Origin of the sequence: Brevundimonas sp. (assembly GCF_036400995.1) — a bacterium.
GTDB lineage: Bacteria > Pseudomonadota > Alphaproteobacteria > Caulobacterales > Caulobacteraceae > Brevundimonas.
Map to the genome: position 1 here is coordinate 1 of NZ_DASWWG010000003.1, position 10967 is coordinate 10967.

General features: G+C 70.5%; 11 protein-coding genes. 7 read left to right on the forward strand and 4 right to left on the reverse strand.

What is annotated here, in order from left to right:
- Positions 1-83: 83 nt before the first annotated feature.
- The 6 genes from lpxA to VGE03_RS00195 all read left to right on the forward strand — a co-directional run bounded on the left by lpxA (position 84) and on the right by VGE03_RS00195 (position 4965).
- Entirely contained in the window at positions 84-869 is a 786-nt protein-coding gene (gene lpxA / locus VGE03_RS00170) for an acyl-ACP--UDP-N-acetylglucosamine O-acyltransferase (protein ID WP_331044441.1), read from the forward strand.
- Positions 866-1699 (forward strand): UDP-2,3-diacylglucosamine diphosphatase, encoded by an 834-nt coding sequence (gene lpxI / locus VGE03_RS00175; protein ID WP_331044442.1) that lies wholly within the window; start codon positions 866-868, stop codon positions 1697-1699. Before lpxA ends, lpxI begins: the two co-directional genes overlap by 4 nt.
- On the forward strand, positions 1696-2862 hold the full coding sequence (gene lpxB, locus VGE03_RS00180) for a lipid-A-disaccharide synthase (protein ID WP_331044443.1): 1167 nt from the start codon (positions 1696-1698) through the stop codon (positions 2860-2862). Before lpxI ends, lpxB begins: the two co-directional genes overlap by 4 nt.
- A 7-nt stretch (positions 2863-2869) precedes the next feature.
- Positions 2870-3568: an alpha/beta fold hydrolase gene (locus VGE03_RS00185; protein ID WP_331044444.1), complete on the forward strand. Its 699-nt coding sequence runs from the start codon at positions 2870-2872 to the stop codon at positions 3566-3568.
- A gap of 1 nt (position 3569) precedes the next feature.
- Positions 3570-4562 (forward strand): FUSC family protein, encoded by a 993-nt coding sequence (locus VGE03_RS00190; protein WP_331044445.1) that lies wholly within the window; start codon positions 3570-3572, stop codon positions 4560-4562.
- 70 nt (positions 4563-4632) lie between these two features.
- Positions 4633-4965 (forward strand): hypothetical protein, encoded by a 333-nt coding sequence (locus VGE03_RS00195; RefSeq protein ID WP_331044446.1) that lies wholly within the window; start codon positions 4633-4635, stop codon positions 4963-4965.
- On the opposite strand, the gene lepB is transcribed toward VGE03_RS00195, so the two are convergent.
- From lepB to gltX, 3 genes are all read right to left on the reverse strand, one after another.
- Positions 4962-5729 carry a signal peptidase I gene (gene lepB / locus VGE03_RS00200; RefSeq protein ID WP_331044447.1) on the reverse strand — a complete coding sequence of 256 codons (768 nt, stop codon included), beginning with the start codon at positions 5727-5729 and terminating at the stop codon, positions 4962-4964. The two genes, VGE03_RS00195 and lepB, sit on opposite strands and share 4 nt — an antisense overlap.
- Before the next feature lie 150 nt (positions 5730-5879).
- Positions 5880-7181: a citrate synthase gene (gltA, locus tag VGE03_RS00205; RefSeq protein WP_331044448.1), complete on the reverse strand. Its 1302-nt coding sequence runs from the start codon at positions 7179-7181 to the stop codon at positions 5880-5882.
- A 64-nt stretch (positions 7182-7245) separates the two neighbouring features.
- On the reverse strand, positions 7246-8670 hold the full coding sequence (gltX, locus tag VGE03_RS00210) for a glutamate--tRNA ligase (protein WP_331044449.1): 1425 nt from the start codon (positions 8668-8670) through the stop codon (positions 7246-7248).
- Between gltX and VGE03_RS00215 the strand changes: the two genes are divergently transcribed.
- Positions 8633-10840: a ComEC/Rec2 family competence protein gene (locus tag VGE03_RS00215; protein WP_331044450.1), complete on the forward strand. Its 2208-nt coding sequence runs from the start codon at positions 8633-8635 to the stop codon at positions 10838-10840. The two genes, gltX and VGE03_RS00215, sit on opposite strands and share 38 nt — an antisense overlap.
- Here VGE03_RS00215 and VGE03_RS00220 read toward each other — a convergent pair.
- The coding region (locus VGE03_RS00220) for a LexA family protein (protein ID WP_414644861.1) at positions 10834-10967 on the reverse strand (134 nt) is incomplete at its 5' end. The two genes, VGE03_RS00215 and VGE03_RS00220, sit on opposite strands and share 7 nt — an antisense overlap.

Genomic DNA, 10967 nt, shown 5'->3' on the forward strand with positions numbered 1-10967 from the left:
GGCGAGACCTTCATCGACGGCAAGCTGGCGGCCGAGGCCGAGTTCATGGCCATGGTCGTCAAGGTGGATCAGCCGGCGTCCTGATGGCCATTCATCCGACAGCCCAGGTCGATGCGAGCGCCCGTCTGGCCGACGGCGTCGAGATCGGCCCGTGGAGCATCATCGGGCCGAACGTGGTCCTGTCCGAGGGCGTCCGCGTGGCCAGCCATGTGGTGATCCAGCAGGACACGACGGTCGGCGCGGGAACCACCATCCACCCCTTCTGCGTCATGGGCGGTGATCCGCAGCACGGCGGCTACAAGGGCGAACCGGTGGCGCTGGAGATCGGCGCGGGCAACACCATCCGCGAGCACTCGACCTTCAACCGGGGCACGCCGGGCGACCGCAAGCTGACGACCGTCGGCGACAACGGCCTGTTCATGACCGGGGCCCACATCGGCCACGACTGCATCGTCGGGAACAACGTCACCTTCGCCAACAACGCCACCCTGGGCGGGCATGCGCGCGTGGGGGACAAGGTCTTCCTGGGTGGCCTGGCGGCGGTGCACCAGTTCGGCCGGATCGGGCAGGGCGCCATCGTCGGCGGCCTGTCGGCGGTGACCCGCGACGTCATCCCGTACGGCTCGGCCTGGGGCAATCATGTGCGCCTGCACGGGCTGAACCTCATCGGGCTGAAGCGGAAGGGCTACGGCAAGGACGCGGTGCGCCGCCTGCTGGCCGCCTACCGCGACATGTTCGAGGGCGAGGGCCTGTTCTCGGATCGCCTGACCGCGGCCGCCGAAACCTATGCGGACCTGCCGGAAATCCAGGAAATCATCGCCTTCATCCGCGAGGACACCCGCCGTCCGGTGGCCTTGCCGGAACAATGAGCGGGAAGCTGGCCCTGATCGCGGGGGGAGGGGCTCTGCCCGTCTCCGTCGCGGCGCGTTGCGAGGCCGAGGGGCGGCCGGTGTTCGTGATCCGTCTGGCCGGTTTCGCCGACCCGCATCTGGCGCACTATCCCGGCATCGACGCGGGCATGGCCGAGATCGGCAAGATCCTGTCGGCGATGAAGAAGGCGGACTGCAAGGCGGTCTGTCTGGCCGGGACGGTCAGCCGTCCGGACTTCAAGACGCTGAAGCCCGACTTCAAGGGCGCGACCCTGCTGCCCGGCATCATCAAGGCCGCGACCCAGGGCGACGACGCCCTGCTGCGCAAGATCCTGTCGGTGTTCGAGGCCGACGGCTACGCGGTCGAGGGGGCGGATGACATCCTGGGCGGCGAGACCCTGCCGTCCGGGGCGCTGGGCCGGGTCCAGCCGACGGACGAGCAACTCGCTGACCTGCGCAAGGCGCTGTACGTCGCCGAGAAGTCGGGCGAGCTGGATATCGGTCAGGGCGCGGTCGTCTGCGACGGTCTGGTGCTGGCCGTGGAGGCCCAGGAGGGCACTGACGCCATGCTGATGCGGGTGGCGGGCCTGCCCGCTGATCTGCGCGGCTCCGCGACCGTCCGAAAGGGCGCGCTGGGCAAGGCGCCCAAGCCCATTCAGGACCTGCGGGTCGACATGCCCGTGATGGGCGCGCGCACCATCGAGATGGCCGCCGCCGCCGGTCTGGCGGGGGTCGGCGGGGTGACGGGCAAGCTGATCGTCATCGACCGCGCGTCGCTGATCGAGGCCGCCGACCGGCTGGGTCTCTATGTCTGGGGCGAGGACCGATGAGCCGCCCGCTGAAGATCATGCTGGTCGCCGCCGAGGCCTCGGGCGATGCGCTGGGCGCCGGTCTGGCGCAGGCGCTGAAACAGCGGCTGGGCCCGGACGTGACCTTCGTCGGCGTCGGCGGACCGAAGATGGCCGCCGAGGGCGTGGCCAGCCCGTTTGACATCGCCGAACTGTCGATCCTCGGCTGGATCGAGGGCTTGAAGGCCTATGGCGTGGTCAAGCAGCGGGTGGCGGACACCGTGGCCCATGCGGTGGCGGAGAAGCCAGACGCGGTGGTCCTGATCGACAGCTGGGGCTTCACCATCCGTGTGGCCAAGGCGCTGAAAGAGGCGCTGCCGGGTGTGCCGCTGATCAAATACGTCGGGCCGCAGGTCTGGGCCTCGCGGCCCGGGCGGGCGAAGACGCTGGCGCAGTCGGTCGATCACCTGCTGGCCCTCTACGCCTTCGACGCGCCGTGGTTCGAGCGCGAGGGGCTGGAGACGACGGTCGTCGGCTCGCAGGCCCTGCATGTGGACATGAGCGCCGCCGATCCCGCCGCCTTCCGGGCGCGCCGGGGCATCGCGCCGGACGCAGACCTGCTGCTGGTCCTGCCGGGCAGCCGCCCGTCCGAGATCAAGCTGATGACGCCCGTCTATGAGGGCGCGGTGGCGCAGCTGAAACGGGCGAACCCGGCGCTGGAAGTGGCCGTGGTCACGGCGGGCACCGTGGCCGAGGACGTCACCGGCCGGATCGCCGCCTGGCCCTTCCGCGTGCATCTGGTCTCGGAGGCCGATAAGTACGATGCGATGAAGGCCGCGACGGTGGCTCTGGCGACCAGCGGCACGGTCTCGACCGAGCTGGCGCTGGCGGGCGCGCCGATGGTCATCGGCTATCGCTTCCAGCCGTTGAGCTACGCGATCATGAAGCCCTTCTTCACGGGCAAGTATGCGACCCTGTTCAATCACGCGGCGGACGAGGAGATCACGCGTGAACTGATCCAGAAGGACGCGACGCCCGAGAAGGTCGCCGCCGAGGTGGGCCGCTTGCTGTCTGATCCGGAGGCGCGGCGCGTGCAGGCCGAGCGCCAGACGGCGGCGCTGGACCTGATGGGCCGCAATGCGCCGGACCCGTCCAGCCTCGCGGCGGATGCGGTGCTGCGGGTGATCGCGACGCGGGCGGGTTGAGCGGACGATGACGGCCGCGCCGCTGATCCTGATCCCCGGCCTGCTGAACGATGCGGACCTGTGGCGGGATCAGATCGCGGCCCTGTCGGGGCGGTTCGACGTGCGGGTGGCCGACATCACCCGGGGCGAGACCATGGACGCCCTGGTCGGGACGGTTCTCGCCCTCGCGGACGGGCCGCTGGCGGTCGCGGGCTTTTCGCTGGGCGGCTATGTGGCCCAGGCGATGTTGATGCGGGCGCCGGAACGGATCGAACGGCTGGCCCTGCTGGACACCGCTTTCCGGCCCGACACGCCCGAACGCGCGGCGGAGCGGGCGCACCTGACCCGGCTGGCGACGGCGTCGGGCAAGTTCCTGGGCATCGGCGACCGCCTGCTGGGGACCTATCTGGCGCCGGATCATGCGGCGAACCCGGACATGGCCGGGCGGGTCAAGGCGATGACCCAGCGGCTCGGCGCCGAGGTCTTCATCCGCCAGAGCGGCCTGATGCGCGAAGACGGGGAGGCGGCGTTGCGGGCGTTCACCGGGCCCGCGCTGGTGCTCTGCGGCGAGGTCGACCGGATCACCCCGCCCGCCGGCCATCACGAGATGGCCGCCCTGCTGCCGGACGCCGAGCTCGTCATCGCCCCCGGCTGCGGGCACCTGACGCCCATCGAGGCGCCGACGCTGGTCAGCGCGGCGCTGGCCCGCTGGATGGAGCGCTCCTGAGATGGCGCGCGCCCTGAGCCCGCGCCGGGCCGCCGAGGTGCGCGCGGCCCTGCAGATGGCCGTGGGCGCGGTGGCGGCCTTCTATCTGGCGACGGCGTTGAGGCTGCCGCATCCCTACTGGAGCGTGATCTCGGCCATCGTGGTCATCCAGGCCAGCGTGGGCGGCGGGGTGCTGACGGTGGCGCGGGACCGGGCGATCGGCACGGTGGCCGGGGCCGTCGTGGGCGGCGTCGTGGCCTTCGTGCGCCCCGAGGGCGTGAACTGGATGATGGCGACGCTGGCGGCCTCGACGGCGGGGCTGGCCTTCTTCGCGACCGGACGGCCGTGGCTGAAGATCGCGCCGGTGACGGCGGCCATCGTCATCGCCGGCGGCGCCGGGCCGGAGGGACCGGCGCAACTGGCGCTGGACCGGGTGATGGAAATCCTGGTCGGCAGCGGCGTCGGCGTGGTGGCCATCCTGCTGCTGTTCCCCCGTCACGCGCGGCAGACCTTCCGGCTGCAGGCGCGGGAGGCGGCGGGCAAGGCGGCGGCCCTGCTGGCGCTGGTCATGCGGGGCGAGGCGGCCGACCCGGGCGAACTGTCGCGCGGCCATGCGGACCTGAAGAAGCGGCTGGACGGGCTGGCGCAGGCGGCGACCAACGTCATCGACATGCCGGGCGTGCAGAAGGAGGCGGCGGACCGGGCGGCGCTGGTGCGGGCCTTCTGGCGGGTGCGCAGCGACATCGTGATCCTGGGACGCGGGTTCCAGGTGTCCGGAGCGCTGGACCGGCTGGGGCCGTGGGCGCTGGCGGCGAGCGCGGCGGTGGACCGGCTGGAGGCCCTGTCGCGCGGCGGGGCGGTGGAGCCGCTGGATGATCCTGATCCGACCTTGAAGCTGGGCGGGGGCGAACCGGACGGCGATCTGGCCCGCGGCGCGGCGGCGATCGGTCTGGTGCACATGCATCGGGACCTGAACGACCTGATCGCCCGCTTCCGCGACCTGCACCTGATCTAGACGAATGGCCCCTGCGGCCTCATTTTCGTACGCGGATCGGGCTGTGCTGCGATCCATGGAGGATCGGACGATGACCAACCCGAGAGCGCCCAAGAAGAGCGAGACCATCGAGGTGCGGGTGCCCCACGGCGCCAAGGCGGCCTTCGCCGCGCGCTGTCGTGAACAGGGGGTGACGGTCAGCGAGGCCGTGCGCGCCTTCATGGAGCGGGAGATCGGGACGCCCGGCCGGGCCCGTCCGCGCCTGTGGCACGCGGCGGCGGCGCTGGCGGCGGGGCTGGCCCTCGGCGCGGTGGCCGCGCCCTCGCTGGCGCAGACGCGCACCGATCACAGCCCGCGCGCCATCTTCACCCAGATGGACCGGAACGGCGACGGCGTGCTGAGCTATGACGAGTTCCGGCGCTAGTCGACGTCCTTGAAGAACCGGCCCTGCTGGAGGTTGAACCAGGTCCAGGGCTTGAACAGGCCGGCGCCGGGCTTCCACGAGGCGACGATGATCTCGGCCTTGCCGACGATGTTCTCGGCGGGTAGCAGGCCGACGCCGACATCGGCGGGCCAGCGGCTGTCCAGCGAGTTGTCGCGGTTGTCGCCCATCATGAAATACTGGCCCTCGGGCACGACGTAGACGCCGGTGTCGTCGCCCTGCAGGCCCGAGCCGCCGTCATAGGTCACGAAGCTGCGGCCGCCCGGCAGGGTCTCGCGCACCTCCAGCACCTCGCGCTCGGGGCTGTCGTGGTCGCGGACGATGTTCAGGGGGGTGCGCGGAACGGCCTGGCCGTTGACGAAGACGGTTCCGCCCATGACCTGCACCCGGTCGCCGGGCAGGCCGATGACGCGCTTCACCCAGGTCTGGTCCGGCGCGCTGGGGCGGCGGAAGACGACCACGTCGCCGCGCTCGGCCTGTTTGCCGAACAGGCGGCCGGCGGGCAGGGGCGGATTGAAGGGCAGGGAGGCCCGGCTCCAGCCGTAGGCCGACTTGGACACCACCACATAGTCGCCGGTCACCAGCCCGGGCTCCATCGAGCTGGAGGGGATGGTGAAGGGCTGGAACAGCACCGTCTGGATGACGACGGCGGCGGCCAGGCCGAGGCCGACCGTGCGGGCGGTGTCGAGCAGTTCGGCCACGACGCCGGGGGCGGGCTTCGCCTCGGCGGCGTCGGTGTCGGGCATGGGGGTGGAGGTGTCTTGCGTCATGGGAGCATGGGACCGCGTCAGGCGGCGCCGTTCAATGGCGAAGGCGTCCGGACAGGCCGAAAATGATGTCCGGACAAACAAAAACGCCGGGGCGGGGCCCCGGCGTTCCGTGGTGATCGCGACGGATCAGCCGCGCTTTTCGATCGGCACGTAATCGCGCTCGGTCGGGCCGGTGTACAGCTGACGCGGGCGGCCGATCTTCTGGCCCGGGTCGGCCATCATTTCCTGCCACTGGGCGATCCAGCCCACGGTGCGGGCCAGGGCGAACAGCACGGTGAACATGCTGGTCGGGAAGCCCATCGCCGACAGGGTGATGCCCGAATAGAAGTCGACGTTCGGGAACAGCTTGCGCGAGGTGAAGTATTCGTCGTTCAGGGCGACCTTCTCCAGCTCCTTGGCGACGACGAACAGCGGGTCGTTCTGGCGGCCGGTCGCTTCCAGCACCTCGTAGGCCGACTGCTGCATGACCTTCGCGCGCGGATCGTAGTTCTTGTACACGCGGTGGCCGAAGCCCATCAGCTTGTACTTGCGGTCCTTCACGCCCTGGATGAACTCCGGGATCTTGTCCGGGGTGCCGATCTCCTTGAGCATGTTCAGCGCCTCTTCGTTGGCGCCGCCGTGCGACGGGCCCCACAGGCAGGCGATGCCGGCGGCGATACAGGCGAACGGGTTGGCGCCCGACGAACCGGCCAGACGGACGGTCGAGGTCGAGGCGTTCTGCTCGTGGTCGGCGTGCAGGGTGAAGATGCGGTCCATGGCGCGGACCAGGCGCGGGTCGACCTTGTAGTCCTCGGCCGGGACCGCGAAGCACATGCGCAGGAAGTTCTCGGCGTACGACAGGTCGTTGCGCGGCGAGATGAAGGGCTGGCCTACGTGGTACTTGTAGGCGCGGGCCGCGATGGTCGGCATCTTGGCGATCAGGCGGATGGCCGAGATGTTGCGCTGGACCGGATCATGGATGTCCAGGCTGTCGTGATAGAAGGCCGACAGGGCACCGACGGTGCCGACCATGATCGCCATCGGGTGGGCGTCGCGACGGAAGCCCTCGAAGAAGCGGTCGAACTGCGCATGCAGCATCGTGTGCATGGTGATGCTGTTCTTGAACTCTTCGTACTCAGCCGCGGTCGGCAGTTCGCCGTGCAGCAGCAGGTGGCAGACTTCGATGAAGTTCGACTGCGAAGCCAGCTGGTCGATCGGATAGCCGCGGTGCAGCAGCACGCCCGCGTCGCCGTCGATGAAGGTCAGGCCCGACTCGCACGAGGCGGTCGAGGTGAAGCCCGGGTCGAAGGTGAAGGCGTCGGTGCCGGCGTAGAGCTTGCGGATGTCGATGACGTCCGGGCCGGTGGAACCCGACAGCACCGGCAGGTCAACGGACTTGCCGGCGTAGTTGAGGGTCGCCGTACCGGCGGGTTTGGCTTGTTCGGTCATTTCAGCCCCTTTTTCAGAACGGTCTCGCGCGGGGAGGCGACGGACCGCGTTTCATTTGTGAACGTCACTTAGTCTGTTGCAGCGCATCATCCAAGCGCCCGAGGCTTTCTTCTCGCCCCAGAGCCGCCAACGTTTTCGCGATATCCGGCGACGCAGCCCCTCCGGTCAGGGCGGCGCGGGTCGCCGGGCCGATCTTTCCGAAGCCCACGCCCTCGTCTTCCGCGAAGACCTTCAGCTCGGCCTCGAGGGCGAAGACGTCCCAGCTGCCGAACAGGGCGAGGCGATCGCGCAGGCGCGAGATGCGTTCGCCGGACTCGCCGGACAGGAGGCCGCGGCCCTTTTCATCGATGGAAAGGGGGCGGGGCTTCAGCACGAAGGCGGTCTGGTCGGCCAGGTCCAGCGTGGTCTTGGCGCGGTCCTTCACGAAGGGCATGGCGCGCAGCAGGCGGGCCTCGTCGTCGGGCGCCAGCACGTGATCGCGCGACAGGTGGACGTCCAGCGTCATCTTGGCGAGGCGATCGTCCTGGGCCAGCCGGATCCAGTGGCTGTTGACGTGGGCCAGCTTGTCGAAATCCAGCCGCGACGGCGCCTTGCCGATGCCGCCCAGATCGAACCACTCGCGGGCCTGTTCGTCCGAGAACAGCTCGTCATCGCCGTGGGCCCAGCCGAGGCGCGCCAGGTAGTTGCGCATCGCCTCGGGCAGGTAGCCCATTTCGGCGTACTCATGCACCGCCTGCGCCCCGTGGCGCTTGGACAGCTTGGCGCCGTCCGGGCCGTGGATCAGCGGGATGTGGGCGAAGGTGGGACGGGTCCAGCCCAGGGCGTCGTAGATCAGGCTCTGCCGGGCGGCGTTGTTCAGATGGTCGTCGCCGCGGATGACATGGGTGACGCCCATGTCGTGATCGTCCACCACCACGGCGAGGTTATAGGTCGGGGCGCCGTCCGAGCGGAGGATGACCAGATCGTCCAGCGCCGAGGTGTCCCAGCGCACCGCGCCCTGCACGGCGTCGTCCACGACGACAGGCGCGTCCGCCGGGCGGCGGAAGCGGACGGTGTGGGGTTTCAGCAGGTCATCGACGGTCGGCTCGCGGTCCCGCCAGGGCGACTCGAAGGTCTTGCCCTCGGCCTTGGCCTGATCGCGCAGGGCGGCAGTCTCGTCGGCGGTCAGGAAGTCGCGGTAGGCGTGGCCGCTTTCCAGCAGCTGGTTCGCCACCTCGCGGTGACGGTCGGCGCGCGAGAACTGGAACACCGGCTCCTCGTCGGCGAACAGCTCCAGCCAGGCCATGCCGTCGAAAATCGCCTTCACGGCTTCGTCGGTCGAGCGCTCCCGATCGGTGTCCTCGACGCGAACGAGAAACTTCCCGTTGTGTCGACGTGCATACAAATAGTTGAAAAGCGCCGTGCGGGCGCCCCCTATGTGCAGGAAGCCGGTGGGCGAGGGGGCGAAGCGGGTGACCACTTCGGACGTCGAGGCAGGTGAGGAGGTCATTACAGGTCGGTCCGGTCGGGCCGCCCTTATACCCCCGCCCGCCGCAAAGCCTAGCGTCCGGGCGAGGATTAACCGTTTCCTCGGCGACCAGATCGCCGCCCAGACGCTGCGCTGGCGGCTGTGGACGCCGGTCGCCTTCGGCGCGGGCTGCGCGACCTATTTCGCCTTCCGGACCGAACCGGCGCTGTGGCCGCTGCTGGTGTTCGCCGGCGTCGCGTCGGGGGTCTGGCTGATCGGACGGCGGCGGCATCTGGCGCGGGTCTGGAGCCTGCTCCTGCTGATGCTGGGCTGTTTCTCCCTGGGGCTGGCGGCGGCGAAGTTGCGGACGGACGCCGTGGCGGCGCCGATCGCGCCCGCGCTGGAGCGTCCGACCGTGATCGAGGGCTGGGTGGTCGATGTGGACAGCCCGGGTTCCGCGGGGCCGAGGGTGATCATCGCGCCCGTGCGGATCCGGGGGCTGGCGCCGGAGCAGACGCCGGTGCGCATCCGCGCCACGGTCAGGGATGCGGACCCGCCGGAGCCGGGACAGGCGATCCGGCTGTTCGCCATCCTGAACCCGCCCCCGGCGCCGGCCAGCCCCGGCGCCTATGACTTCGGTCGGACGGCCTTCTTCCAGCGGATCGGCGGCGTAGCCTTCAGCCTGGACGGGACCCGGCCCGCCGTCCTGCCCGAGGCGCCCTGGCGGCTCAGGCTGGTGATGCGGATCAACACCCTGCGCTTCGATCTGGCCAAGCGGATCGTGGCGCGTCAGGGCGAGCGGGCGGGCGGGGTCGCGGCGGCCATGACCACGGGTCACGAGGCCTGGCTGGACCCGGCCGAGGTCGATGTGATGCGGGATTCCGGACTGGCGCACATCCTGTCGATCTCGGGCCTGCACATGGCGGTGGTCGGCGGCTTCGCCTTCTTCCTTGTGAGGTTCCTGGTGGCCCTGTGGCCGGGGCTGGCGTTGCGGGTGTCGGGCAAGAAGGTGGCCGCCTTGGCCGGTTTGCTGGCGGTGGGGACCTATCTGGTGGTCTCAGGCGCGCCGCCGCCGGCGGAACGGGCGGCGGTGACGGCCTCCATCGCCTTCCTCGCCATCCTGCTGGACCGGCAGGCGATCACCATGCACGCGCTGGCGGTGGCGGCCTTCGTGGTCCTGCTGCTCCAGCCCGAGGCCATCGTTACGCCGGGCTTCCAGATGTCTTTCGCGGCGACGGCGGCGCTGGTGGCGCTGGTCGAGGCCTGGCCGCGACGACCCAGGGAGATTTCGGCGCCCTGGCCCATTCTGGCGGTGCAGCGGGCCGGGGCGTGGATCGGGGCGGCGGTGCTGGCCAGTCTCGTCGCGGGCGCGGCGACCGGGCCGTTCGCGATGCAGCATTTCAACCGTTCGGCCATGTACGGGCTGGCCGCCAACCTCGCGACCGCGCCGCTGTCGGACTTCATCATCATGCCGATGCTGGCGCTGGGCGCCCTGCTGGAGCCCGTCGGGCTGGGCGCGCCCTTCCTGTGGCTGGCGTCCAAGGGCATCGAGGTGATGCTGGCCATAGGCGAAGGGGTGGCGGGCCTGCCGGGGGCGGTGCGGACCATCGCCAGCGCGCCGGACATCGTCTTGCCGGTCGCCTTCCTCGGCGTCCTGTTCTGCTGCCTGTGGCGCGGGCCGCTGCGGTGGTTGGGCCTGCCGCTGGCCTGCGCGGTGCTGATCTGGCCGAGGGCGACGCCGCCGGACCTGTGGATCGGGGACGGGGGACTGCAGGCGGCGTGGGTGGAGGACGGACGGGCGACGGTCGTGCGACCCGGCGTGCGGCAGTTCGCGGTCGATGTCTGGACGCGGCGACGGGGGCTAAAGGCCGTGGAGCGCCCGGTGGAGGGCTGGACCTGCGGCCGTTTCTCCTGCGCGCCCCGGGCGTCAGGGCCGGTGGCGCTGTGGTGGGGCCGCCGGGCGCCGACGGCGGAACAGCTGGACGGCCTGTGCCGTTCAGCTTCGGTCGTCAGTGTACGGACGGTCGTGTCGAGCCTGCCGTCATCGTGCGCCGGAAAGCTGGTGCTGGACGGCCTCGACTACGCCCGGGGCGGGGCGGTGGAGCTGAAACGCGAAGGGCCCGCCGCGGAGAACCGCTGGCGGGCCCTGTGGGTGTCCGACGTCCGTGGCGAGCGACCCTGGAGCCGCTACGGCGACGCCGAGGGTCAGTGATAGCGGCGGATCAGGCCGACCAGCTTGCCCTGAACGGCGACCTGATCGGCGCCGTAGATCTTGGTCTCATAGTTGCGGTTGGCGGGCTCCAGCGCGATCGAGGCGCCCTTCTTGCGCAGGCGCTTCA